23 protein-coding genes, 1 tRNA gene and 2 pseudogenes are annotated in these 24,839 nt (G+C 67.8%); 8 read left to right on the top strand and 18 right to left on the bottom strand.

Features of this window, described 5'->3' with window-relative positions; all coding sequences use genetic code 11:
• Positions 1 to 45 precede the first annotated feature (45 nt).
• From H7F30_RS06835 to glmU, 3 genes are all read right to left on the bottom strand, one after another.
• Positions 46 to 744, bottom strand: coding sequence for a 50S ribosomal protein L25/general stress protein Ctc (locus H7F30_RS06835; RefSeq protein WP_187037580.1), 699 nt, complete (start codon positions 742 to 744; stop codon positions 46 to 48).
• A gap of 320 nt (positions 745 to 1,064) precedes the next feature.
• Positions 1,065 to 2,036, bottom strand: a complete 972-nt coding sequence (locus H7F30_RS06830) for a ribose-phosphate diphosphokinase (RefSeq protein WP_047312561.1) — start codon at positions 2,034 to 2,036, stop codon at positions 1,065 to 1,067.
• A gap of 8 nt (positions 2,037 to 2,044) precedes the next feature.
• A complete protein-coding gene (gene glmU, locus H7F30_RS06825) occupies positions 2,045 to 3,565 on the bottom strand; it encodes a bifunctional UDP-N-acetylglucosamine diphosphorylase/glucosamine-1-phosphate N-acetyltransferase GlmU (protein WP_187037577.1) in 1,521 nt (506 codons plus the stop codon).
• Between the two features lie 353 nt (positions 3,566 to 3,918).
• Between glmU and H7F30_RS06820 the strand changes: the two genes are divergently transcribed.
• The 3 genes and pseudogenes from H7F30_RS06820 to H7F30_RS06805 all read left to right on the top strand — a co-directional run bounded on the left by H7F30_RS06820 (position 3,919) and on the right by H7F30_RS06805 (position 5,996).
• Positions 3,919 to 4,143 carry a hypothetical protein gene (locus H7F30_RS06820; protein WP_187037576.1) on the top strand — a complete coding sequence of 75 codons (225 nt, stop codon included), beginning with the start codon at positions 3,919 to 3,921 and terminating at the stop codon, positions 4,141 to 4,143.
• A 2-nt stretch (positions 4,144 to 4,145) separates the two neighbouring features.
• Positions 4,146 to 5,195: pseudogene (locus tag H7F30_RS15115) on the top strand (alpha/beta fold hydrolase).
• Between the two features lie 147 nt (positions 5,196 to 5,342).
• A complete protein-coding gene (locus tag H7F30_RS06805; protein ID WP_187037571.1) occupies positions 5,343 to 5,996 on the top strand; it encodes a response regulator transcription factor in 654 nt (217 codons plus the stop codon).
• 99 nt (positions 5,997 to 6,095) lie between these two features.
• Here the strand turns inward: H7F30_RS06805 and H7F30_RS06800 are convergent, their stop codons facing one another.
• The 4 genes from H7F30_RS06800 to H7F30_RS06785 all read right to left on the bottom strand — a co-directional run bounded on the left by H7F30_RS06800 (position 6,096) and on the right by H7F30_RS06785 (position 10,498).
• Entirely contained in the window at positions 6,096 to 8,654 is a 2,559-nt protein-coding gene (locus tag H7F30_RS06800; RefSeq protein ID WP_187037570.1) for a glycogen/starch/alpha-glucan phosphorylase, read from the bottom strand.
• A 220-nt stretch (positions 8,655 to 8,874) separates the two neighbouring features.
• Complete coding sequence (locus H7F30_RS06795; RefSeq protein ID WP_187037568.1) at positions 8,875 to 9,240, bottom strand: GntR family transcriptional regulator; 366 nt, start codon at positions 9,238 to 9,240, stop codon at positions 8,875 to 8,877.
• Complete coding sequence (locus H7F30_RS06790) at positions 9,237 to 10,091, bottom strand: hypothetical protein (protein WP_187037566.1); 855 nt, start codon at positions 10,089 to 10,091, stop codon at positions 9,237 to 9,239. The genes H7F30_RS06795 and H7F30_RS06790 overlap by 4 nt, the downstream gene beginning before the upstream one ends.
• A gap of 188 nt (positions 10,092 to 10,279) precedes the next feature.
• Entirely contained in the window at positions 10,280 to 10,498 is a 219-nt protein-coding gene (locus tag H7F30_RS06785) for a hypothetical protein (protein WP_187037564.1), read from the bottom strand.
• An 860-nt stretch (positions 10,499 to 11,358) separates the two neighbouring features.
• On the opposite strand from H7F30_RS06785, the gene H7F30_RS06780 reads away from it, so the two are divergent.
• The gene (locus H7F30_RS06780) at positions 11,359 to 12,147 is read left to right on the top strand and encodes a hypothetical protein (protein WP_187037563.1); all 789 of its coding nucleotides are present in this window, start codon (positions 11,359 to 11,361) and stop codon (positions 12,145 to 12,147) included.
• Between the two features lie 330 nt (positions 12,148 to 12,477).
• Here H7F30_RS06780 and H7F30_RS06775 read toward each other — a convergent pair whose 3' ends face one another.
• From H7F30_RS06775 to H7F30_RS06745, 7 genes and pseudogenes are all read right to left on the bottom strand, one after another.
• Positions 12,478 to 12,963 carry a hypothetical protein gene (locus H7F30_RS06775; protein ID WP_187037557.1) on the bottom strand — a complete coding sequence of 162 codons (486 nt, stop codon included), beginning with the start codon at positions 12,961 to 12,963 and terminating at the stop codon, positions 12,478 to 12,480.
• 303 nt (positions 12,964 to 13,266) lie between these two features.
• Positions 13,267 to 13,629 (bottom strand): annotated as a pseudogene (locus H7F30_RS06770) (IS30 family transposase); the annotation flags it as partial.
• An 18-nt stretch (positions 13,630 to 13,647) separates the two neighbouring features.
• A complete protein-coding gene (locus tag H7F30_RS06765) occupies positions 13,648 to 14,955 on the bottom strand; it encodes an ISL3 family transposase (RefSeq protein WP_074045819.1) in 1,308 nt (435 codons plus the stop codon).
• A gap of 96 nt (positions 14,956 to 15,051) precedes the next feature.
• Positions 15,052 to 15,744 carry an IS30 family transposase gene (locus tag H7F30_RS06760; protein ID WP_187037555.1) on the bottom strand — a complete coding sequence of 231 codons (693 nt, stop codon included), beginning with the start codon at positions 15,742 to 15,744 and terminating at the stop codon, positions 15,052 to 15,054.
• Positions 15,745 to 17,032: 1,288 nt separating this feature from the next.
• Positions 17,033 to 17,803 carry a hypothetical protein gene (locus H7F30_RS06755; RefSeq protein ID WP_187037553.1) on the bottom strand — a complete coding sequence of 257 codons (771 nt, stop codon included), beginning with the start codon at positions 17,801 to 17,803 and terminating at the stop codon, positions 17,033 to 17,035.
• 334 nt (positions 17,804 to 18,137) lie between these two features.
• Positions 18,138 to 18,392, bottom strand: a complete 255-nt coding sequence (locus H7F30_RS06750; RefSeq protein ID WP_187037551.1) for a hypothetical protein — start codon at positions 18,390 to 18,392, stop codon at positions 18,138 to 18,140.
• 33 nt (positions 18,393 to 18,425) lie between these two features.
• Complete coding sequence (locus H7F30_RS06745; protein ID WP_187037549.1) at positions 18,426 to 18,608, bottom strand: hypothetical protein; 183 nt, start codon at positions 18,606 to 18,608, stop codon at positions 18,426 to 18,428.
• Between the two features lie 111 nt (positions 18,609 to 18,719).
• Between H7F30_RS06745 and H7F30_RS06740 the strand changes: the two genes are divergently transcribed.
• Entirely contained in the window at positions 18,720 to 19,142 is a 423-nt protein-coding gene (locus tag H7F30_RS06740; protein ID WP_187037547.1) for a hypothetical protein, read from the top strand.
• Between the two features lie 227 nt (positions 19,143 to 19,369).
• Here the strand turns inward: H7F30_RS06740 and H7F30_RS06735 are convergent.
• Positions 19,370 to 19,448, bottom strand: a tRNA-Gln gene (locus H7F30_RS06735).
• 113 nt (positions 19,449 to 19,561) lie between these two features.
• On the opposite strand from H7F30_RS06735, the gene H7F30_RS06730 reads away from it, so the two are divergent.
• The 3 genes from H7F30_RS06730 (at position 19,562) to H7F30_RS06720 (ending at position 21,283) form a co-directional block, all read left to right on the top strand.
• The gene (locus H7F30_RS06730; protein ID WP_255464984.1) at positions 19,562 to 20,278 is read left to right on the top strand and encodes a TetR/AcrR family transcriptional regulator; all 717 of its coding nucleotides are present in this window, start codon (positions 19,562 to 19,564) and stop codon (positions 20,276 to 20,278) included.
• A gap of 76 nt (positions 20,279 to 20,354) precedes the next feature.
• On the top strand, positions 20,355 to 20,876 hold the full coding sequence (locus H7F30_RS06725) for a MarR family winged helix-turn-helix transcriptional regulator (protein WP_047312254.1): 522 nt from the start codon (positions 20,355 to 20,357) through the stop codon (positions 20,874 to 20,876).
• 2 nt (positions 20,877 to 20,878) lie between these two features.
• The gene (locus tag H7F30_RS06720; protein WP_187037545.1) at positions 20,879 to 21,283 is read left to right on the top strand and encodes an MmcQ/YjbR family DNA-binding protein; all 405 of its coding nucleotides are present in this window, start codon (positions 20,879 to 20,881) and stop codon (positions 21,281 to 21,283) included.
• Between the two features lie 10 nt (positions 21,284 to 21,293).
• Here H7F30_RS06720 and H7F30_RS06715 read toward each other — a convergent pair whose 3' ends face one another.
• The 3 genes from H7F30_RS06715 to H7F30_RS06705 form a co-directional block, all read right to left on the bottom strand.
• Positions 21,294 to 22,223: a TIGR01777 family oxidoreductase gene (locus tag H7F30_RS06715; RefSeq protein WP_187037543.1), complete on the bottom strand. Its 930-nt coding sequence runs from the start codon at positions 22,221 to 22,223 to the stop codon at positions 21,294 to 21,296.
• The gene (locus H7F30_RS06710) at positions 22,220 to 22,885 is read right to left on the bottom strand and encodes a TetR/AcrR family transcriptional regulator (RefSeq protein WP_187037541.1); all 666 of its coding nucleotides are present in this window, start codon (positions 22,883 to 22,885) and stop codon (positions 22,220 to 22,222) included. Before H7F30_RS06710 ends, H7F30_RS06715 begins: the two co-directional genes overlap by 4 nt.
• A gap of 109 nt (positions 22,886 to 22,994) precedes the next feature.
• On the bottom strand, positions 22,995 to 24,818 hold the full coding sequence (locus H7F30_RS06705; protein WP_187037539.1) for an ABC-F family ATP-binding cassette domain-containing protein: 1,824 nt from the start codon (positions 24,816 to 24,818) through the stop codon (positions 22,995 to 22,997).
• Positions 24,819 to 24,839 lie beyond the last annotated feature (21 nt).

Raw genomic sequence — 24,839 nt, 5'->3', positions numbered from 1 at the left:
ACGGCGACGAGGGGCCTCGTCAGAAAGTCCTGTTCGGACCGGGGATCACTCCTGCTCGGAGTCGTCACCCTCGGCTGCGTCGCCCTCGGCGGACTCGCCCTCAGCGCCCTCGGCACCTTCGGCGGCCTCCTCGTCGGACTCGTCGTGCTCGATGCCGGCCTCGGCCTCGGCGTCGGCGAGCTCGGCCTCGAGAGCCTCAGCGGAGATCTGCTCGGTGATGTTGACGACGAGCAGCTCCTCGTCGGAGTCGAGCGTGACGCCCTCGGGCAGCGTGATGTCCTTCGCGAGGATCTGCGTGCCGGCCTCGAGGCCCTCGACGGAAACCGTGAAGAACTCGGGGATGTCGGTGGCCGGGGCCTCGACGGACAGCGTCGCGTTCTCCGTCGTGACGACGGTCTCGGGAGCGGCCTCGCCCTCGACGTGGACGGCGACGTCGACGACGACCTTCTCGCCGCGCTTCACGATGACGAGGTCGACGTGCTCGATGTTGCGGCGCAGGATCTCGCGCTGGACGTCGCGGGCGAGCGCCAGCTCTTCCTTGCCGTCGTAGCGGATCGTGAGCAGGTTGTTCGGGTTCTTCACTGCGAGCATCGTGGCGTGACCCTCGAGCTCGAGGTGAACCGGCTTCTCACCGTGGCCGTAGAGAACGGCGGGGATCTTGTCCTCACGGCGGATGCGGCGGGCAGCGCCCTTGCCGAACTCCGTGCGGATGGTGGCGTCGAGGTAGGTCTTCTCCTGTGCCATGGCTGGCCTCCAAGCGGAAGGGGCTCGCGCTTGCGCGCGAACCGACGTATCGGGTGCGGTGGCCTCGACGCGGGGCGATGTACGGGCACGAGTTCGCGCGGGTACGCCACTTCGTCACACGCTCACACAGAGCGGACGTCGAACGGAGAACCACCGCGTCGATCACGGACCCTGGATCCGAACGGCGACTTTCGTCGCGCGCCCGTGCAGCGTCCCTCGCCGAGGCAACGTCGACCAGTCTAAACGAGCGACGCCACGGACGCGAAACGGCCCCGAACCGCCGCACGTGCGGGGTTCGAGGCCGTCGTCGGGCGAAGTGCTTACTGCGCCTCGTCGAACATGCTCGTGACCGAGCCGTCCTCGAAGACCTCACGGATGGCCTGCGACAGCAGCGGCGCGATGGACAGCACCGTCAGCTTGTCGAACTTCTTCTCCGGCGTGATCGGCAGCGTGTCCGTGACGATGACCTCGCGGGCCACCGAGTCGTTCAGGCGCTGAACGGCCGGGTCGGAGAAGATCGCGTGCGTCGAGGCGATGACGACGGACGCGGCGCCGTCGTTCATCAGCGCGTCGGCCGCGTGGCAGATGGTGCCACCCGAGTCGATCATATCGTCGACGAGCAGGCAGGTGCGGCCCTCGACCGAGCCGACGACGCGGTTGGCGACCGACTGGTTGGGGCGCGTCACGTCGCGCGTCTTGTGGATGAAGGCCAGCGGTGCGCCGTTGAGGCGCTTGCTCCAGGCCTCGGCGACCTTGATGCGGCCGGCGTCCGGCGAGACGACGGCGAGGTTCTCGTTGCCGTACTTGCTCGCGACGTAGTCGGTGATGACCGGCAGGGCCTGCAGGTGGTCGACGGGACCGTCGAAGAAGCCCTGGATCTGGTCGGTGTGCAGGTCGACCGCCATGAGGCGGTTGGCGCCGGCCGTCTTGAACATGTCGGCGACGAGGCGGGCCGAGATCGGCTCACGGCCGCGCGACTTCTTGTCCTGACGTGCGTAGCCGTAGAACGGCGCGACGACGGTGATGCGCTTGGCCGAGGCGCGCTTGAGCGCGTCGACCATGATGAGCTGCTCCATGATCCACTGGTTCACCGGAGCGGTGTGGCTCTGGATGACGAAGGCGTCACAACCGCGCACCGACTCGTCGAAACGCACGTACGTCTCCGAGTTGGCGAAGTCGTAGGCCTGCGTCGGCACGAGCTGGGTGCCGAGCCCCTCAGCCACCGCCTGCGCGAGTTCGGGGTTGGCCCGTCCGGAGAAGACCATGAGGTTCTTCTCGGTCGTGCGCTTCATGGACAGGCTCACTTCGAGGTCCCTTCGTCAGCGGATTCCGGAGCAACAGTAGTTGACGGGTCGGCGTTCGTGGCGTCCCGGGCGTTGTTCTGGGCGGCCTCGTGCGTCTTCGTGCCGGAGCGGCGGCGCTCGACCCACCCGTCGATGTTGCGCTGCCGGCCGCGGGCGACCGCGATCTGGCCGGAGTTGACGTCGCCGTCGACGGCGGAACCGGCGGCCACGTATGCGCCCGGCGCAATGGTGACGGGTGCGATGAGCACCGAGTCGGAGCCGACGAAGCTGTGGGCGCCGACGTGCGTCACGTGCTTGTTGACGCCGTCGTAGTTGGCGAAGATCGTGCCCGCGCCGATGTTCGCGCCCTCACCGATGACGGCGTCGCCGCAGTAGGTGAGGTGCGGCACCTTGGCGCCGTCGCCGATCTGGGCGTTCTTCGTCTCGACGAAGCCACCGATCTTGCCCTTGGCGCCGAGCTCAGTGCCGGGACGCAGAAAGCTGAACGGACCGACCGTCGCCTCGTCGCCGACCTTGGCGAGCTGGGCCTGGGTGCGCACGACGCTCGCGCCGTCACCGACCTCGGTGTCGACCAGCGTCGTGTCGGGGCCGATCTCGCAGTTCGCGCCGATCGTCGTGGCGCCGCGCAGCTGCGTGTTCGGGTGGACGACGGTGTCGCGCCCGATCGTCACCTCGACGTCGAGGAACGTCGTCGCCGGGTCGATGACGATGGCGCCGTCACGCATGGCCTGCTCGACGATGCGCTTGTTGAGCTCGCGGCCCATGGCGGCGAGTTGCACCTTGTCGTTGACGCCCTCGGTCTGCATGAGGTCGTCGATCGTGTGCGCCTCGACACGGCCGCCCGCCTCGCGAGCGAGGCCGAGGACGTCGGTGAGGTACTTCTCGCCCTGGGCGTTGTCGGTGGTCACCTTCGCGAGGCTCTCGCGCAGCACCGCCGCGTCGAACGCGTAGATGCCGGAGTTGATCTCGCGGATCTCGACGGCGTCCTTGTGCTCGGTGCCCTCCTCGCGGGCCTTCAGCGCGTCCTTGTGCTCGATGATGCCCGCGACGGAACCCGCGGCGTCACGCAGGATGCGCCCGTAGCCGGTGGGGTTCGGCACGACGGCGGTGAGCACGGTGACGGCGTTGCCGCCCTGCTCGTGCGCCGTCGTCAGCTCGGTGAGGGTCTGCGTCGCGAGCAGCGGCACGTCGCCGTAGGTGACGAGCACGGTGCCGGAGAGATCGCCCGGCAGCATCTCGAGTGCACACTCCGCGGCGCGGCCGGTGCCCTTGACCTCGTCCTGGTCGGCGATCGTCGCGTCGGGAGCGATCTCGGCGATGTGCGCCGCGACCCGCTCACGCTGGTGACGCACGACGACGGCGAGGTGCGACGGCTCGGTGCCCCGGGCGGCCGCGACGGCGTGCCCGACGAGGGAACGTCCGCCGATCGTGTGCAGCACCTTGGGGATGTCTGACTTCATGCGGGTGCCCTCGCCTGCGGCGAGGACGATGACGGCTGCGGGACGCGGTGCGCTCACGTGTGAAGCTCCCCTGCGATTCGGTGATGTCTGGAAGCTGCGGCCCGCCTCGGATCACGAACGGGCAGCAGTAGCACAGCGACTCTACCGCCCCACTTCCCGCCTCGCCCCGGGGAACGCTTGTCCCGGCCTGGACGCAAGGCGCCATGGGCGTCTTCGCCAGCGTGTCGTGCGGCGCCGTTCCGGCATCCGGGCGGCGCTCGTTGGAGCGCGAGAGGGGGACTCGGCGTCCTTCATACTTGCGGAATGAACGACACCGGCGCGAAGCCCGCCGTCCTGCACCAGCGTGTCGGCTGGCTCGAGCTGCCAAGCCCTCGATCGGTCAGGCCATTGCCGGTGTCTCCCAGGCCCTCGTGTTCTACGTGCCCGTGGCCGTCGTCTGGGTCTTCGGTGACCACTGGGTGCCGTGGATCGTCCTCGTGACGCTGTTCGCCGACGTTGTCGCCAACATCGTTCTGCAGGCCATGGGCACGAAGCGCATCACGGCGTTCGTCGAATCGGGCGGCTTTGAGGAACGGATGGGCGCGGCGGCCAAGCGCACGACAGAGCCGAGCGTCGGCAACGGCGAGCTCGGCTGAGCATGAGCAGCGCGTCAGCCCCTTCGTCGACCGAGTCGGCCGGGCAACCCGAGCGTCGTACGCGAGCGCGCGCCGTCGGCCGCCGGGTGCTGCGCGGCGTGGTCACGACGTTTCTCGTCGTCACGGTGTTGTCGCTGACGTTCAACGCACTCACCACTCCCCCGAAACGCCTCGGCGCCCCGACGGGTGCCGACGTCGACGTTCGGCTGCGCGACGGGCGCACCGTCAGCGTCCATTACGAACGCTGGGGCGACGCAGCTTCGACGCAGACTCCGCTCGTTCTCGTTCACGGTTTCGCCGAGTCGACCGTGTCGTGGTCTCTCGTCGCACCGCAGCTGGCGAAGGACCGGCCCGTCGTCGCCGTCGACCTCGCGGGCTCGGGGTACTCGTAGTACTCGGGGCGCTACTCGCTCGATGACCAGAGCGACCTCGTCCTCGGCGTCGTCGAGGCGCTGCAGCTCGACAAGCCGACGCTCGTCGGGCACTCACTCGGGGCCGCCGTCGTCGGGGCGGTCGCCCTCGAGCACCCCGATCGGATCTCCGGCATCGTCTTCGCCGACGGTGACGCCCTCCCGTTCGACGGACGAGAGGGCGAACCGCCGGCCGTCGCGTCGTTCATCGCACGCACTCCGTACGCCCTGTCGCTGTACCGCCTCGGCACGCACTGGAACTGGTTCCCTCGGCGCATCTTCGACGCACAGTGCGGAAGTGTCTGCCACGGCCTGCAGGGCGCGAAGCGCGATGCCCTCGTCGACGCGTGGATCCGCCCGCTGCGGCAACGCGTCGCGGAGGAGGCGATGCTCGACACGGCGGATCGACCGATGCTCCACCTCACGCCCGAGCAGGTCCGCGCGATTCGGGTGCCGCGCGCCGTCCTGTGGGGCGAGGAGGACGCCACCGGTGGCGGCTCACGCGAGGGCGCCGAGCGCAACCTCGGCCGCCCGCCGTCGGCGACCGTCGCGAACGCCGGGCACCTGTCGATGGTGGCCGACCCGGACGGCTTCGTCCGCGCGCTCAACGGCCTTCTGGGCCGGATGACACCTGCCGGCTGACATCGTTCCGCCGGCCGGGATCACCCTCGTGCGGCAAGCGTGAAATCGACGTTCTACCCGGTCCTGCGCCCGAGCGGTCGGCGCGTGGATAGACTCCCGCGAGAACCATCGTCGGGCCCTCGGGCGAATCGGGTTGGAGGACAACAGGTGTCAACCCAGCACAAGAAACTGCGCGTTGCACTCATCAACGACTTCGAGATTGTCGTCCAGGGTCTCGACGCTCTCCTCAAGCCGTACGCGGACGAGGTCGAGCTCGTGCCGCAGACCGAGATCAGCCAGGGCGTCGACATTGCGTTGTACGACTGTTTCGCTATGGCCGACCGCGGCTGGTCGACCCTCAACGTCCTGAGCGCCGACGAGAACGTCAAGCGCATCGCCGTGTTCACCAAGGGCATTCCGCAGTCATTCGTCGACCGGATGCTCGACATGGGGGTGACGGGCGTCCTGTCCAAGGCGCTGGGCGGCGAGGAACTCGTGCGGTCCCTGCGCGCCATCGACTCCGGCGAGCACGTCGTGTCGGAGTCGCTCCCCATCGAGCTCGAGCGCGGCACGTGGCCGGGGCGCCGCCAGGGCCTCACCGAGCGTGAGAGTGAAGTCGTCGCGCTCATCTGCCAGGGCATGCCGAACGACATCATCGCCGTGCACCTGCACCTCACACTCAACACCCTCAAGAGCTACATCCGCACCGCCTACCGCAAGATGGGCGTCACGACGCGCTCGGAGGCCGTGCTGTGGGGCGTCGGTTACGGCTTCCACATGACGCCGCCGAGCACCCCGGACACGTCCGCGCAGACCGCCTGACGCCGCGACCCACCGAGCAGCGAGAACGTCACCCACAGGGCGAACGCCCGCGTCACCGGCCGAAACGGCCAGGTGACGCGGGCGTTCGCGTTTCGGGCGTCAGCTCTTCGGCATCCAGATGCGGTCGAGGTAGTCGCGCATCGAGCGATCGGATGAGAAGAAGCCGGAGCGCGCGACGTTGAGCACCGCCGAGCGGGTCCAGCCGTCGACGTCCCGGTAGGCAGCGTCCACGCGGGCCTGCGCGTCGAGGTAGGACTGGAAGTCGGCGAGCGCCATGAACCTGTCCTTGTAGAGCAGGTCGTCGACCACCGGCGCCGCGAGCGAGCGGTCGCCCCCGGTGAAGTGGCCGCTCGCGAGCAGGTCGATGGCGCGCTTGAGTGCCGGGTTCGACTCGTAGAAGGACGACGGCGTGTAGCCGCGGTCCGCGAGCGCCGCCACCTCGGGCTCGAGCATGCCGAAGAGGAAGAAGTTCTCGTCGCCGACGAGTTCGCGGATCTCGACGTTCGCGCCGTCGTCGGTGCCGATCGTCAGCGCGCCGTTGAGGGCGAACTTCATGTTGCCCGTGCCGGAGGCCTCCTTGCCGGCGAGGGAGATCTGCTCGGAGAGGTCGGCGGCGGGGATGAGCTTGTTCGCGAGCGTCACGTTGTAGTTCGCGGGGAACGCGACGGCCATGAGGTCGGTGACGCGCGGGTCCTGCGCGATCGTCTTCGCCACCGAATTGATGAGGAAGATGATCTCCTTCGCCATGAAGTAGCCCGGCGCCGCCTTGGCGCCGAAGACGAAGGTGCGCGGCACGACGTCCTCGCGGCGCACACGCCCGCTCGTGATGTCGTCGTACATCGAGACGATGTGCAGCAGCTTGAGCGTCTGACGCTTGTACTCGTGCAGGCGCTTGACCATGACGTCGAGCATCGCGTGCTCGGGCAGTTCGATGCCGTCACGCTGGCTCAGGATGGAGCGCAGGCGATCCTTGTTGGCCTGCTTCACCTGGCGGAAGCTCTCGGTGAACGCGGCGTCGTCGGCGTAGGGCTCGAGTTCGCGCAGACGCTCGAGGTCGGTCTCCCAGCCGGGGCCGATCGTGTCGGTGATGAGAGTGGATAGCTGCTGGTTCGCAAGGCGGATGAAGCGGCGCGGCGTCACGCCGTTCGTCACGTTGGTGAACTTGTTCGGCCACAGGGCCGCGAAGTCGGGAAGCAGCTTGTCGCGCAGCAGTTCCGAGTGGAGCGCGGCGACGCCGTTGACCTTGACGCCGGCGACCGTCGCGAGATTGGCCATGCGGACGGCCCGCTCGGGGTGCTCCTGGATGACCGACATGCGGCGAACGCGCAGTTCGTCACCGGGGAAGGCTTCGCGAACGGTGTCGAGGAACTCCTCGTTGATGCGGTAGATGATCTCCATGTGGCGCGGCAGCAGGCGCGTCATGAGCTCGACGGGCCACACCTCGAGGGCCTCGGGCAGCAGCGTGTGGCAGGTGTAGGCGAAGCACTTGCTCGTGACCTTCCACGCGGCAGCCCACTCCATGTCGTGCTCGTCCATGAGCAGACGCATCATCTCCGGAATGGCGATGACGGGGTGAGTGTCGTTGAGCTGGAAGATGATGCGCTCGTCGAGCTTCGTGAGGTCGAAGTCCTCCTCGAGCGTGCGGTCGATGAAGTCCTTGAGCGAGCACGCAACGAAGAAGTACTGCTGCTGCAGGCGCAGTTCACGCCCCTGCGGCGTCGAGTCCTCCGGGTAGAGCACCTTCGAGATGTTCTCGGCGAAGGTCTGGGCGCGCACGGCCTCGGCGTAGTCGCCGGAGTTGAAGATCTTGAGGTCGAACTCCTGCGTGGCGCGGGCGCTCCACAGGCGCAGCGTGTTGACGACGCCGTTCTGGTAGCCGGGAACCATGTAGTGGTACGGGATTCCCTGCACGTTCCAGGCCGGCAGCCAGCGGCGGCGGGTGCGGCCATCGCCGTCGATGTACTGCTCGGTCGTGCCGCCGAAGTTGACCTGGACGGCGCGGTCGGGGTGCGGGAACTCCCAGGGGGCGCCGAGGGAGAGCCACGCGTCGGGCACCTCGACCTGGCGCCCCTCTTCGAAGGTCTGACGGAAGATGCCGTACTCGTAGCGGATGCCGTAGCCGATGCTCGGCACGTCCATCGACGCGAGCGAGTCGATAAAGCAGGCGGCGAGGCGGCCGAGACCACCGTTGCCGAGGCCGGGCTCGATCTCCTGGGCACGCAGGAGGTTGAAGTCGAGGCCGAGCGACGTCATGGCCTGCTCGGCGATGTCTCCGAGGTCGGTGGCGAGCAGCGAGTTACCCATCTGGCGGCCCAGCAGGTACTCGGCCGAGAGGTAGCCGACCATCTTCGTCGGGTTCTGACGACGACGCTCCGCGGTGCGCAGCCAGTCGGCCATGAGATAGCCGCGGATGGTGCGGGCCAGCGCGAGGTACTGGTCGGTGGTCGTCGAGCGCTTGAGCGCGACGCCGGCCTCGAAGTTGAGTTCGTCGAGGAACGCCTTGGCGAAGCCGTCGACCGTGCGCTCGGGGCCCGCGACGGGCTCGGTGGCCCGGGGGCTCGTGGGCTCGAACGCGGAGCCCTTGACGGAGCTGTCGAGGCGCGGGGTCTCGTCGGCGAGCCAGCCTGCGCTGGGACGATCGGACGGGTCGTGGGACATGAACTCTCCGGGGGAAATCGAGGTCGGTCGGGCCCGCTCGTGCGGCGTCCCCGATCCTAGGTCGTGGCGGCTGTGTGCCGGATCCACGCGTGACGGCGGCGGCGCCGATTCGTCGAAATCGATTCTCCGGCAGCCCTTCCCACGGACAACTACTCGTCCGTATCGCGGGCGGACGGGTCGAGCCGCGGGATCGCTGCGTCCGGCGCGCCGGGCCAGGCGATCAGCTCCTGCTCAGAGCCCTTTCGAGGGAGGCGCGCACATCGTCGGGGTCGGCGCCCAGCGTCCTCGCGCGAGCGACGAAGCCTTCGGCGAGGGAGTCGAGTTCGCTCGTGTCACTCGGACGTTGTCGAGCCTTCACTCGAGTTCCTGCGGCGCGGCGTGTTTCGACGTAGCCCGCGGCCTCGAGCTCTTTGAACGCCCGCGAGACCGTGCCGGGGGCCACCTGCAAGTCGCCGGCGAGTTGTCGCACCGTCGGCAGACGCTCGCCCTGCCCGAGTTCGCCCGTGTCGATGAGGAGGGCCAGCTGCCGCCGGATCTGTTCGTAGGGCGGGGTGGGATCGGCAGCGTCGACGCGCAGTGCACTCATCGCGTGGCCGCCCGAGCGAGCTGGGTGCGCACGCCCACGAGGCAGGCGACGAGCGCGATTAAGAGCCCTGCGACGCCGCACCAGTGCGCCACGGAGACCCAGGTCGGCGCACCAGGCTGGGTCGTTCGGGTGCCGCCCGTCACGAGGAGCGCGACGCCGGCAAGGCTGAGGCCGAGCGCCAGGAGGGCAACGCACTGGAGCGAGCGAGCACTGCGGTGACGCAGGGCGTCGTCGCTGACGGCCTCGGCGTGATCGGCGTTGAGTTGCGGACGCGCAGCGGAGGCGCGGAGTCCCACGAGCAGGCCGACGCACAGGACGAGCAGGCTGACTCCGAGCGGCACCCCGTAGTAAGCCCCCGGCCATGGGCTGCGGCCTTCGCCCCCGAGGGCTGTCGCCCATTCGACGGCGCGGCCATCGCGGCCCATGTCGTCCGCCGACGCAGTGAGGCCGGCGAGCACGAGCAGCCCGACCAGCGCCCCGAGCGTGACGAGCATTGTTGTGGCTGCCGTACGCGAGACGAAGTCGGACGGGTTTCGGCGTGCCAGGGACGCCGAACGCTCGACCGCTCCTTCGCGCGGCGCGCTCATTTCGCCGACCGCCATGACGACGATGGCCACCGCGCCCGCGAGGGCGGGAGCGACGACAAGGCCACGCCCCAGCGAACCGCCGAAGGCCACGCTCCCGGCGAAGGCCGCGACCCCACAGCCGAGGGCGACAAAGCGGGCCACACGAAGGTGCTGCTGCGCGCGCCGCTCGACCGGGGTGCCCACGTCGTCACGACGCCGTGTGGACAGGAGGACGACGAGCGCCCCGACAACGAGCATGACCGCACCGATGAACAGAATGGGCATCACGAACTCCTTGTTTCAAGTGATTGATACAAGGAGTGTGCGACCGACCCGCTCTTGTGTCAAGACTTTGGAACAAAAGCGTCAGGCTGCTACCACGAAGCCGCTCACCTCGACGCCACATTGGCCCTAGCCCAGCGCCCGCGACTGCGCGGGAGTGACCATGATGCGCCACCAGGTACTCATGGGCATTAGGGGCGCCGCACGTGCGTCACCAGAACGAGGGAAAGGAGGGCGGACGTAAGGATGGCCCCGATGGTGGTGGCGGTGCGCGACACCTCCGTCACGGCGAGCGCCACCGTGACGACGCCGACGGCGAGGGGCTGCGAACGCGGCGCGGACGGCGATGACATTCGTCGCCAGATGTTCGGGCGATCGGCGGACGGCACGTCGGCGGACTCTCGCTCCATCAGTCCTTGACTGGATTGCTGGGCCCGCACCAGCGAACCGCTCGCGGCGTGTACACGTTCTCGTTCTCGTCGAACCGCGCCCCCCACGTCCGTCACAGGCCTGACGTTCACGATTACCGACCTGGACACCGACAGCGGCTGCTTCATCGACGTCGTCGAGCTCTCCGGGGCATTCACCGTCACATATCGAGCAGCCCGGGTGTCGGCGGCTCCGCCACGCAGGCCAGCCCGGCCCGGCAGCAGCAGGCGGGCGCCCCGCTTCCGAACTCCTCGGCGGACGGCAACCTCACCGTCAGCTACGCCGGCCCGATTACGAGCTTCACTCTCACCTACTGGAACGCTGTCGAGACCTTCGACCTCCTCGTGGATCGCGCACAGGCCATCTACATCACAGACATGACCTTCAAGAGTCGCTCGGCCTGCTGAAGGGCCGCATACCACTCCAGCAGGGTGCGAGTGTTGATTCTTAGCCGCACCCACACCTCTCGCGCCGCGAGCGAGGTCTCACCCCTTGAGATGAACTGCGGGTGAGATCTGTGAACCTCCTCACGCACCTTCGGCGTCGCGAACTACTGGGCGTGCAGTGCCCGCCGAGACCTGCGAGAAGCGCCTTGCGCCAATCTCGGCCTACCCCAGGGTAGTTGAATCTTCCTATATCGTCCGACATAGAGAAATGGCGGCGTGACGGCCCTCACGACCCCTCGAGCAGCCACCCGAATCAACCGGAAATCTGTAACACGTCATGACTAATCTCCTGGCCGACAAGGACGGAAGGTTTCTGCGGCCCGCCTGAATGCGCGGCTCACGCGTCAACGGCTCCCCGGTACCCACCCGTCAACATCAGACGGAAAGGCATTGCCATGACTCAGACGACCCCCGAGTCCGCGACCACCGACGGCCTCTCCCGGCGCCGCGTTGCTGCGGCCGCCGCGTGGGCCGCTCCGACGCTAGTCGTCGGCGCTGCCGCCCCAGCGTTGGCTGCCTCCCCTTGCCCGAGCGTCGCCTACACGCTCGACTGGGGCGTCAATTCCTACACCCGCAACTCGGCGGGAACCCAGGGAAAGCTCACGTCGAGCGTCCCGGCCGGCTCGGCTCCGCCCATCAGCGTGACGGTGGACGCCGCCTACACGGGGAACATGAAGTCCGGCGCCGAGACTGGCGAGAACCGCAACCTCACGGTCGAGGCCGGGGTGGTCGGCGGCTCCTACACGGGCGGCCTCACCATCCTGCAGTCGCAGACGGGCGACTACTCCAGCTACCAGCGCAATGCGCGTGGCACCTACACCTTCTCGTTCACCGCGAACGGCCGACCGGTCGCTGTGAAGGGCCTAAAGTTCACGATCACGGACATCGACAGTCAGGGCGGCGACTTCTGGGACGCCGTCGAACTCTCGGGGGCCTTCACGGTGACCTCGCGCGGCTCGACGGTCATCGGTTCTGCAACTCAAGCCGACCCTGCCAAGCAGTCGGGCACGAGCAACCCCCTGCCGAACTCGTCATCGTCCGGCAACATCACGGTCACCTACGCGGGACCGATCACGGGGTTCACGCTGACGTACTGGAACGCCCAGACGAGCTTCACCCGCGTCGATCGGTCCCAGGCCATCTACGTGAGCGATATGACGTTCACGAGCAGCGATTACTGCTGACGCACCCTTCAGGTGCGCAGGAACGCACAGCCCCTCAGCTGGCTACGTTTCCTGCGGTTGGTGACGGTGGAACGCAGCCAACCGCAGGGAACGTAGCCAGTTCGCCGTCACCCACACTGCAGGGTAAGTTCGCGCGACGTTCGCTCCGGGTTCCCGGCGGATTGTGGCTTCCCATCCGATGCTCCAAGAACAGTGCGAGCCAGTATCCGCTTTGATCGCGAGAGGCCTACTCCCCCACAGCCAGTCCGATCACCGACGAAACGGCTCCTCGCTCGGCCTCTTCGCCCACGCAGCCGGCCACCAGGGGGGCAGTCCGGGACACGCCAGGTGTCAGCTGGGATCGTTGCGCCAGGCTTCCACGTCGCGCTTCTGCTGGAGGTATTCCTCCGCGTTACCGGTCTCCTGGAGAAGGCGGTCGAGGCCGCGCAGCACAACAGCCTTGCCCTCATCGTCAATCTGGCCAGTGAGCCTCAGCAACGTAAAGGCTCGCGCCACCACCCATGTCGCCTCGTCGTCCGCATCAAGCGGCGAGGTGCCGATTTCGGCGACTGACTCCTGCCATTCCTCTTCCGAGTCGTACATGTCTCGCAGCCTGCTGGTGGGCGTCAGCTCATCACGCCGTTCTTCCCACTCCGCGAGGGTGTCGGCTGCTTCGTCGCTGCCGAACGGCGCCCAGTCGTCGGCCGGGTCGTTGTACATCGGATGAGTGAAGTGTGCTGCGAATCGCGGGTGCGCCGGCTCCATACCCCAGGCTTCCCCTTCGCCCTCGGCATCGTCACTGTCGCTGTCACGCTTGCCGAAGCCGAAGATTCCCATGTGCGCATGGTGGCACAACAGGAGCGCGAATTGCGCCACTGAGGCCCCATCGGGAAACCCGGGCATTGCGAAACCCAAGCCGGACCTCTGAAGGCCCGAAGGCCCGCGCACTCCACCTGCTGACGGCGGAGGTCGACGCACCTCGCATCGGGCGTTGGGGCTTTGACCTGCCTTCACTTCATCTCGACCCGCTCGGGGAGAAATCAGCCGCCGAAATCGCTGCGAACCGCAGATTCGCAAACGTAGAGGCCAGTTATTCGCAAACTAGCCTGGGCGGCTATTTTGCGAAACTTCAAGGCGGTGTCAAGGCGTGGAAGCAACGTGGGGTTGTCCGACGAGGAGTCGTTGGAAGGATTCTCGGGGTGTGAGGTAGCCGAGCGTGGCTCGGGGGCGTTCGTTGAGTTCGCTGCTGATGGCGCGTAGGTAGGGCTGGTGCGCGGGGATGGCCTCGCCCTTGGGTAGGTACTCGCGGATCAGCCGGTTCGTGTTCTCGTTGCTCGGGCGCTGCCACGGCGATCTGGGGTCGGCGAAGTAGACCGGCAGAGCAGTGGCCAGGCTGAGCGCGGCGTGGCGGGCCATCTCACTGCCTTGATCCCATGCCAGCGACGCGCGCATCATCTCGGGCAGTTCGCGGGTGTGTTCGATGAGGATGTCCGCGATGCTGGCGCTGTCTTTGCCGGCTCTTCACAGATGAGGGTGTAGTTGGGGTCTGAATCCCCCGGCTTCCAGGAGTGCTCGGGCGATGTAGTGGGTGAGGTTGCGGAAGCCGAGGGCGAGCCCGCGTAGGTGCTCAAGGCGTCCGTTCACGGCTTCGGTGGGTCCGTTGCTGGTGCGCGGCCGGTCGAAGTAGGCCAGGACGTCACAGACGCGTCTGGCCAGGGTGCGGCCCAGCTTGCGCAGCTCGACCAACGCCGTGGGCACACCATCGGCGAGGGCGTCGATCACGGAGCTCATCTCGACGCGGCCGACGCTCCGGTCGTGGTGACGGTAGGCGGAGATCATGCGCTGATAGATCCCCCAGGTGCACTCGACCTGGATGTGGCGTTCGTCGGCGAAGAGGGACTCGAGGCGCTCGTGTTGGCGGCCGGTGACCAGGTCGGCACCGGTGTGCAGAGTCCGCCGCGCGGTGTAGAGCGGGTCGCCCTTGCGTCCGCGGTGTCCGTGGAGCTCTTGCTGGACCCGGCGGCGGCAATCGTCGAGGGCGTCGCCGGCCAGGCGGACCACGTGGAAGGGGTCCATCACGCAGACGGCGTCCGGCAGCTCTTCGGTGGTGGCGGTCTTGAACCCGAAGAAGCCATCCATCGCGACGACCTCGATACCCCTCCGCCAGGCTTGGTCCCGCTCGGCGAGCCAGTCCTGGAACGCCTTCTTCGAACGGCCATCGAGCATCGCCAGCAGGCGGGAGGGGCCGGTGCCGTCGCGCACCGGGGTGAGGTCGATGATCACAGTGACGTACTTGTCGCCCTTCCTCGTGTGCCGCCAGACATGCTCGTCGACCCCGACCACGCGGACGCCGTCCAAGCGGGACGGGTTATCGATCAGCAGGCGTTGACCTTCGGCCAGAACAGCGTCGTTGGCGGTATTCCACGACACCGCGAGTCCTTCGGCGACGCGGGCCATGGACAGGTGCTGGACCACGATCGCGACCAGGCCCCAACGCAGCCCGGCGCGGGAGATCTTCGCCCGCGGCTCGGCCGCGGCGGTGGTGTCCTGACGCCACACGTGAGCGCACTCGGCACACCGGTACCGGCGCACGGTGACCAGCAAGGTCGTGGGGCGCCACCCGAACGGCTCGTGCGCCAGCTCCCGGGTCACGGTGTCCCGGGATACCCCTCGGCAGCCACACCGGCGGCACCAGTCGTCCGGTTCGACGACCCGGCAGGCCAGCACCGCACGATCCGGCTCGAGAAGTTGCCCGGTGATCTCCAGGCCAAGGTCGTCAACGCGCGTGAAGGTGGTCAGGTCAGGGCACGTGAAGGTAGCGTCAGGCAACGTCGAGGTCTTTCGGATGGCTGCGTGTAGGAACCTCCATCTTCGGAAGACCTCGACACCTACCTCCGGACCGACGCGCCAGCGCCGACTACACCCTCATCTGTGAAGAGCCTCTTTGCCCATCGGGCAGGCCAGGATCGTGACGTAGCGGCTCATGCGCTCGACGAGGGTGATCGCGCACGTGGCACCGTTCTTGCCGATGATGAGGTCGCCTTCCCAGTGGCCCGGGACGCGCCGTTCGAGCGCGCTCAGGTCGCGTTCACTCAAGGGCGTCATTCCGACAATCGGGGCCTTCTTCGTCCGCGAGCCCGGCTGTGGGCGTGTGTGGCGACGCGTGCGTTTGGACTGCAAGAACACGCCATGCTTGACCAGCTCCGCGCGGGGCATGGCGTAGATGAACTGGTAGATCGCCTCATGGCTGGCGACGTGCCCGTCGGCTGGTAGCGAGTTCGGCATGCGTTCAACGCTCGCGTCTGCTGCTTCGAGGCGCAAGCGGCCCGCGATCTGGCGTGGGGTGCGTGACTGGCGTAGATCTGCCAACACGCGCGCACGCAGCACCGGACACGAGGCGACCTTCGCATCTTGCGGGCGCGTCCTGCGACGCTCGGCCTTCACGTCGGCGCCGACGGCACGATAGGTGCCATCAGCGTTGCGGTTGCGGCGTATCTCGCGGCTGATGACGCCTGGATCACGCCCCAGATGCCGAGCGATCTTGCGCACTTCCCAGCCGGGCTTCACCCCTGTCGAGATCTCGATCCGATCCGCGATCGTCAACACCCGACGCGCCACCCGCACTCCTCGACCACCACCAGCACGCCACCCGCACTGTTGCTACGACGCTATGACACCACCCAATCGCCTAGCGACGTAACGGCGTTCAGATGGCGCGAATCAGGCTTGGTACAGCCTGCAGGGTGCATTTGGTACAGGGTGTCACCGGCAGCCTCAGCGAACACGCCGTCATCCGAAGTGAAATCTGCATCTCCACGCGGCCTCCGCGCTTTCATCCCATCCAAGTTACCTCGACACGGGCCTCCCAGCTCCTCAGGTTCGCAGTGCCAACGGGTGCGATGCGCCACCGGCCTCTGGGTCCAGGTCGCCGCCGCTCCCGAACGCCCCCGCCCAGGCACGCCTGGCCCGCCAGCTCGAACAACGAGACCTGGCGCGGCACCACCGGCGCTGTTCGTCTCGACCAGACCGGGGTTGCTGTTCTGTGAAGCGCAGCCGCCTTGACGGCGAGAACAACTCGCACGGCCGCTTGCGCCACGATCGCGCTCCGCAATCTCATCGGCCCGTTGATCGCCATCGTTTCGAGCCACCGACGCGTAGGCCTTGGCCGACTTGCGGATGAAGGAGACAGTGTAGACCGAGACCGCGAAGGCCAGGACCAACACCAACACCACACAGGCGACATTTTCTATGTGAGCCCCACTTGGCACGGGACGACACTCCGCGCCTCAAGTCAAGGATCGAGCGTGTCCGTCAAGTTTGGCTACCCCGCTTCCGCCCGATAAGCGCCGACCACGACACAAATATCCCGACCTAGGATTCGGCGTCCACTCCAGGAATATTCAATAGGTATATCCCCCCTGCGCGAGGAGGGCTTATGTTACCCCAAGGGGAAACAACGCGTGGGGCGTCCTTACCCATGTTATACAGAGCTGCCATGAGCCTATGCTTCTGGTGAACTCGACCTGGGTTGATCACCATCCATCGATCAGCGCTTCGCTCGTCAACTAGAGCCGCCGGCGCGCGAAGAGCGTGATCTGATACCTCCATGTTCAGATCGCCAACTTTGCGGAGGTCACACCCCGAGATCGTCAACCACCACGATCCAACCCCAACAACACCACCATTCTCCACGTCCACGCGGTAGCGCCAACTTGCGGGCCAGAGCCCAATCAGCGCCCCAAGGCACATGGAACCAAGAAATGCAGCAAAGAAGAGCAAGGCTGGCGCGGCAAACGAACCGTCCAATGGGATGCAAAGAGTGACGTAGAGAGTCAACAATAGGAATGCCAGCCAAACAAGGAGCGTGGCAGCGCAGCGCATTCTTGACCGAATAGACATTCTAGATTCACCACCGGCTACTCGGACGCGGCTTGTTGACCCACATTTTTCTGCGGTTAGATTGAGATCTCTTCGGGGGCGAATAATAACTCGTTATCCAATTATTTGCAGCATTTCCGTCCAGCGCGACCAAGTAGGATGGCCGGCGCTGGCCGAACAGGTGAACCGGACGCGCGGCGGCCAGAGCGTCGGCGTCGTCACCGACTCGTATGCGCTCGCCGGCGCGCTTACCCAGTTCGGCCCGAGCTCTGGGCTCGAACGACACCTTGTGGCGTCGGGGCACAACGCGCTGTGGGATCAGGGGCCACCCACCGCGCGGACGGTGCCGATCGTCGGGTACGACGATGCTGTAGTGCGCGCTGCGTTCACCCGCTGCGAGCACATGGGACGGGTGCACGCGCCCGCTGGGACTGACCGTTGCCGAGAGCGCGCCCACGACGGTCACGCTCCATGAGGCCACGGGCGGCACCTTCCGGTGGTCGCCTGGGCAGCGGTGCACCATGAGGAGCACGGAGGTGACCGGCAGTGCGAGGACGCCGCCCACCATGTGAACCGGGGAGCCGTCGACGGGAAAGACGGCCAGCCACAGCAGACCGAGCGCGAGGCATCCGAGCGCGGCTCCCCACAGTTTGGGCAGGCGCCGGTGCGCGATTACGACGGCGAGCAGTAGCAGCAGCCCGGCCGCGCCGACGGCGGCGTTGAAGAGGAAGGCGCGGGGCGAGCACACCCAGTGCCCGTGCCAGTCACGACACACGGCGCGCCCGAGGTCGCTGATCATGGCATGACGCCGCGAGAACGAAGCGCCCGGTGCGCGCCGAGCCGACACATAACCAGCGAGACAAAGGACTGCCGCCAGCACCACGAAGAGAGCCGCCAGGCGTGCGGATCGTGGAGGGCGTCCAGGGCGCGCGGGCATCACCCTGCAAAGTTTAAGTGCTCGACGTGCGGGCTCCTGGGCTCACCCTGAGAGGACGACACCGTGGACCACGCCAATGAGACCCACACCGCCGGTGCGCTGCGACCCACGAGATGAGGCGCGAACGATCGCACCACCAGGAGCGCAGGAGGGGGCGTGCCGTCCGGCACGCCCCCTCCTGATCACTTGCTACCCGTCAGGTTCGCTCTACCGGACGGGCGTCGCGCACCGTCGGCGTGCCGCCGTCCTCGTCGCTCTTGAGGGCCTCGATCTCGCCGACGATTCGGCTGACCTCGGATTCGTCCATCGTCACGCCGGCCTCAGCGAGACCCTCGCGGAGCTTGGCCTCGATCTTCGGTTCACCGGCGCTGTAATCCCACGACGTGGCGGTGTCGACCGCGGCTTGGGCGGCTTCACGGGCGGCGTCGAGTTCTTCGGAGGTGTGGTTCATGGTGGCCTGCTTTCGTCTGAGGAAAAGGACGATTCAGTCGTCCTGGAGGGCCTGGGAGTCCAACGACGAATGCGGCACGTTGCGCTCGTCGACCGTGTCGGCGTTGCCGACGTCGTGGGGGTCAGCGATGTTCGAGGGGTCTTCAGTAGACTTTCGGAGACCCTCGTTGTCCTTGTCGTCCGGCATCTCGAACACCGCGTCCGTCGCGACTGTCATGATCATCCCTACCTCAAGATTGGGGCGTGCGGTCTTCCCCACCCTACCGATGTGTACCGCCACCGGACAGCCGTTCCACCGCCGAAGGTGGGGTGAAACGCCCGCACGACCGTGCGCGACTTCGACCCGCGCCTGGCCCAACACCACCTGTGGGGCACGAGCGACTGGGAAGCCGACTACAGCCGACGCACCTTCATCGAAAGCGTCAACTCCTACGTCAAGAGCCAGTTCGCCAAGATCGACCGCAAGTCGATCCGCCTCATGGGCCGCGCCAAGATCACCCTCGCCGTCGGCATCATCCTCGCGATCATCAACATGCGCGTCATCCGCGAGCGCTACAGCATCGGGCTCGCCGACGAAAACATCCCCGACCTGCCCGCGCCGACGCCCCCGCGCCTCAAGTACAAGGCCCGCTACAAGACCAAACCGAAACCGCGCACCACCAACGCGGCACCCAAGAAGCGCGACGACCGCAGCGCCCTCCCGGCCGCGATGCAACCGCCCACCCTCAACAGGACAACCACACAGCAGTAACAGCCAGCGCGAGCACCCCTCGCGCTGGCTGCCGTGCCCCGCTCATCACCGAGCGGGGCATTTTTCACGCCCCAACACCACACCGACGGCTGGGCGGCATCCACACGGGACCCGAACTGCAGGATTGGGCTCCTTCTCGACCTGCCCGGGGAGAAATCAGCCGCCGAAAATCGGTCTGAACCGAGATTCGCAAACGTGGAGGCCAGTTATTCGCAAACTAGCCTGGGCTCCCCGGGTTGGAATCGAACCAACGTCGCTAATCCTGATTCAAAGTCAGGCGGCCCCTGCCAGCAGAGCAACCGGGGAACGTCCGCGAACGGACCGCCCTAGCGTAGTTCACCGCCCGCACCCGCGGCACATCGGCGCACGGCCCGGCCCGCGAGCGCCGAACTCGCCTGCGAGCAGGGCACAATGAGGGAATGACGACGTCACGTCCGAAGATCCGCATGACCGGCACCGAGCGTCGGGAGCAACTCATCGGCGTCGGGCGGCGCGTCTTCGCCGAGCGCGGCGTCGCCGACGCCACCGTCGAGGAGATCGCGGCCGCGGCCGGCGTCACGAAGCCCGTCGTCTACGAGCACTTCGGCGGCAAGGAAGGCCTCTACGCCGTCGTCGTCGACCGCGAGACCCGCGCCCTGCTCGACACCATCGCCGACGCCATCACCGAGGACATGAGTCCGCGCGAGTTCTTCGAACGCGCCACCGTCGCCGAACTGCACTACATCAGCACGCGCCCCGACGGCTTCCGCGTCCTCATCCGCGACGCCCCGTCCTGGCACTCCACCGGCCCGCTGTCGAGCCTCATGTCCGACCTCGCCACGCAGATCGAGACCTACCTCGCCCGCGTCATGCGCCGCCGCGAGATCGACGAGCGCTTCGCCCCCATCTACGCGCAGATGTTCGTCGGCATGGTCGCCCTCACCGGCGACTGGTGGCTCGAACACGGCCACGAGTTCACCGCCGAAGAAATCGCCGCGCACATGGTCAACCTCGGCTGGAACGGCCTCACCGGCCTCGAAGCCTCCCCGCGCCTCGAGACCACGGCCATCGACGCCACTGCACCGCCGCGCGGCAACTCGTCGCTCGTCACGCGTCTCGACGACGCCGCGGACGGCGTCCCGCCGGCCGACGCCTGAACCGGCGCGAGCTCGGCCGGCACCGGGCCGAAGTCTCTCGACGTCAAGTTTCTTGATGCGTCGGTAGACTGCACGCATGACAGGCCACCGCGAACCCCAGCCCGAGACGCGCGGCGACGAGGTCGACGCGATCGTCACAGCCTGGAACACGGTGCGCCCCGATCTCGACGTCACCCCGCTCGACGTCCTCTCGCGCATCAGCCGCATCGCACGTCGCCTCGATCAGGCCCGCTCCTCGGTCTTCACCGAGCACAAGCTCGAAGGCTGGGAGTTCGACGTCATGTCCGCGCTGCGCCGCGCCGGTGAGCCCTTCCAGCTCTCCCCCGGCGCCCTCGTCCAGCAGACCCTCGTCACCTCGGGCACGATGACGAACCGCGTCGACCGCCTCGAGAAGCGCGGCTACGTCGCCCGCGAGCCCTCCCCCAGCGACCGCCGCGGCGTGCTCGTGCGCCTCACACCCGACGGCCTCACCGTCGTCGACGCCGCCTTCGACGCCCTGCTCGCCCACGAGCGGCGCCTCCTGTCCGGCATGGACGAACGGGGCCGCGCCGACCTCGCCGACTCCCTGCGCGCCCTTCTCGCCGCCGTCGAGACCTGACGATGACCGCCGACTCCGCGCACCTCCTCGCCCGCGTCCGCGACATCTGCCTCTCGTTTCCCGGCGCCCAGGAGAAGACCTCCCACGGATCGCCCGTTTTCTACACGACGAAGACGTTCTGCTGGTGGGCCGGCCACGTCCACCGCGACGACCGCGCCCGCGGCGTCCCTGACGACGCCCTCGCGCAGGCCATCACGTTCCTGCCCAGCCCCGACGAGCGCGACCCCCTCCTCGCCGACGGCCGCTTCCTCGTCCCCGCCTACCTCGGCACCCGCGGCTGGCTGGCCTACGACCTCAGCGGTCGCCTCGGCGGCCCGGTCGACTGGAGCGAGGTGCACGAGCTGATCGATTCCTCCCACCGCGCGACGGCCGGCAAGCGGCTCATCGCCCAGCTCGACGTCCGCTGACCCGGCGGCTTCAGCCGACCTGCACCCGTAACAGCCCCCTTGGCGTTTCCTTCGCGATGTCGGCGAGCGCCTCATCAAGGCCCGGGAACGCGAACTCGTACCCCGTCGCGGTGAGAACGCCGGGCTCCACCCACCGGCTCTTGAGCACGAGTTCGGGCTCCGTGCGGATGACGCGCCCGCCGAACTCGAGCGACCACCGCGGCAGCGGCACCCCACGATCGGGAAGTCGACCCGCGAAGTGACGACGCACGGCCGCCGTCAGTGTCCGGTTCCTCACCGGATGCGGCGAGGCCAGGTTCACCGGGCCGGCGATTCGCTCGTCGGCCATGATGTGCCGCACCGCGCAGTACACGTCGTCGAGATGGATCCAGCTGAACACCTGGTCGCCGTCACCCTGCGGCCCGCTGAACCCGAGCCGCGCGAGGTTGATGAGCGGGCTGAGGGCACCGCCGTCCGCGCCGAGCACGATCGACGTTCGCAGCGCCACCTTGCGCACCGACGTCGGGGCGTCAAAGAGTTCACGCTCCCAGGCGCGGGCCACCGACACCGAGAATCCCGTGCCGAGCTCGCCGTCGACCTCGTCCTGCGGCCGGTCACGGGCGTCGCGGTAGATCGTGCCCGTGCTGGCGTTCAGCCAGACGCTCGGCGGGTTCGGGCAACGCGCCAGCGCCTCACCGAGGCTGCGCGTCGTCTCCGTGCGCGAGGAGAAGATCTCGTCGGCCGTCTTCTTCGTATACCGACAGCTGACGGAGCGACCGGCCAGGTTGAGCAGCGCGTCGGCGCCGTCGAGCACGGGCGCGAGGTCGTCGTCCCACTGCGCGTCGTTCTGCGCGCCGCGGCCGATCGTGCGGACCTCGAACCCGTCATGCCGGAATGCCTCCTGGAGCCGTCGGCCCATGAAGCCCGAGGCCCCCGCCATGACAATCACACCTGAGTTCATTTCTGCTCCTTCGACAACCGGGCGATGAGATCGGTGAGGTCGCCCGTCACGCCACGGGCGAAGGGCAAGCGCGCGAGTGACAGCAGCTTGCCCACGATGGGCGGCGCGCCCTCGACGAGGGTCTGCGTCCGCTGCAGACCAGGCGAGTCGTCGACGGCCCAATGGAGCACCACGCCGAGGTACGCCGTCCACAGCAGCACCGGCAACTGCTCGCCGAGCCGCCCCCTCGGCACCTCCGAGGAGATGGCGAGCACGTGGCGCACGAGGGCGATGGCCTCGTCACGCGGCGACGCGGATTCGGCCGAGAACGGACTGACGCCGGCGCCCGGGCGCAGCGCGACGTGCAGCATCGTCGAACCGAAGTCGTGGTACGGCGCGTTGACCTCGATGCCCGCCTCCCACAGCACCCGCAGGTTCTGCGCCAGCGGCGCCCCTTCGCGCAGGCGCGGCTCCGCGAGGCGGCGGTGCTCGACCTGGATGCGCCGGTACAACTCCTGGACGAAGGCGTCCTTGCCGTCGAAGTAGTAGTACGCGTTGCCCTGCGAGACACCCGCCTCGGTGGCGATGAGGCGCATTGTCGTCTTCTCGTAACCCCGTTCACGGAACAGGCGCAGCGCTGTTTCGACGAGCACCTCCCGTGTGGCTTCCGACTTCGTCGTCATGGGAGGAACACTACGCCTTTTTGAACGTGTTCAAAACTAGTGTGGCCAGATACGCGAACGCCCGGTCGGACCGTGGGGTCCGACCGGGCGTCGTCTTCACGCGCCGTCGTCAGCTGAGGAGTTCGGCCGCCTCGAGCCACTCGAGCTCGAGGCCCTCCTTCTCCTCGAGCACGGCCTGCAGCTTCACGTTGATCTCGGCGGCCTTGCCGTAGTCGCTCGCCGCGGCGGCGAGTTCGTCGTGCAGCTTCGCCTCGCGATCGGCCACCTTCGCGAGCTGACGCTCGATGCGCGCCACCGTCTTGCGCGCCTCGCGCTCTTCGGCGGCCGAGACCTGGCGCGTCGGGGCGGCGTCGCCCTCGGCCAGCGATGTTGCGTCGACGCCCTTGGCCGCGGCGCCCTGACGCTCGAACGCCGCCTGCGCCTCGAGGTGGTGCTTGCGCAGTTCGAGGTACTGCTCGACGCCACCGACGAGGTCAAGAATCTTGCCGTCGCCGAGCAGCGCGACCTGACGGTCACACATGCGCTCGAGGAGGTACCGGTCGTGCGAGACGACGAGCAGGGTGCCCGCCCAGCCGTCGAGCACGTCCTCCATCGACGTCAGCGTCTCGATGTCGAGATCGTTCGTCGGCTCGTCGAGCAGCAGGACGTTCGGCTCGGCCATGAGCAGGCGCAGAAACTGCAGACGCCGACGCTCACCACCCGACAGCTCGGAGACGCGCGACTGCTGACGCCCGCCCGAAAACCCGAGCCGCTTCGCCAGCTGCGAGGCGGAGGTCTCCTTGCCGTCGAGCACGATGTAGCTCGCGACGTCGGTGATGGCCTCGATGACGCGCCAGCCCTCGACCGCGTCGAGTTCGCGCACCTCCTGCGTGAGGTACGCGATCTTGACGGTCTTGCCCTCCTTGCGCTTGCCCGCCGACAGCTCCTGCTGCCCGGCGATCGCGCGCAGCAGCGTCGACTTGCCCGCACCGTTCACCCCGACGATGCCCGTGCGCTCACCCGGAGCGAGGCGCCACGTCTGCTTGGCGAGCAGCTCCCGCCCGCCGACGGTGATCGACGCGTCGATGAGGTCGACGACATCCTTGCCCAGGCGCGTCGTCGCGAAGCGCACGAGTTCGACGTCGTTGCGCGGGTCCGGCTCGTTCTTGATGAGCTCGTTCGCGGCGTCGATGCGGAACTTCGGCTTGCTCGTGCGCGCCGGCGCCCCGCGCTGCAGCCAGGCGAGCTCCTTGCGCAGGAGGTTCTGCCGACGCTCCTCCGTGACGGCGGCGATGCGCGCCCGCTCGGCCTTCGCGAGGACGAAGGCGGCGTACCCGCCCTCGTACTGCTCGACGCGGCCGTCGATGACTTCCCACGTGTTCGTGCTCGTGGCGTCGAGGAACCACCGGTCGTGGGTGATCGTGACGAGCGCCGTACCGGGCCGGTTGCGGCGCGTCGCGAGGAACGTGGCGAGCCACTGGACGCCCTCGACGTCGAGGTGGTTGGTGGGCTCGTCGAGCAGAAGGAGGTCGGGGTCGTCGACGAGGAGGCGCGCGAGCGCGATGCGGCGGCGCTCACCACCCGACTTCGGGCCGACGACGTCGGAGAGCTCCATGCCCGGGATGAGCCCGTTGATGACGTCGCGGATGCGCGCGTCACCGGCCCACTCGTGCTCCGCGCGGTCGCCGACGACGGCGTCGAGGACGGTCGATTCCGGTGGAATCGTGTCGGTCTGCGTCAGCATGCCGAGCGTCAGGCCGTTCGTGCGGGTGAGGCGTCCGCCGTCGACGGCGTGCACGCCCGCGAGCACCTTGAGCAGCGTCGACTTGCCCCCACCGTTGCGGCCCACGATGCCGATGCGGTCGCCGCCGGAGATGCCCAGCGACACGTCGTCGAGCAACTGCTGGGTGCCGAGGGCGAGTGAGATCTTCTCAGCGGAGACGAGGTTGACCATGGCCGCGATTCTCCCCCACCG

The organism is Dermacoccus sp. PAMC28757 (genome assembly GCF_014302635.1).
GTDB lineage: Bacteria > Actinomycetota > Actinomycetes > Actinomycetales > Dermatophilaceae > Dermacoccus > Dermacoccus abyssi.
This window is presented reverse-complemented; position numbering and strand designations above follow the sequence as displayed.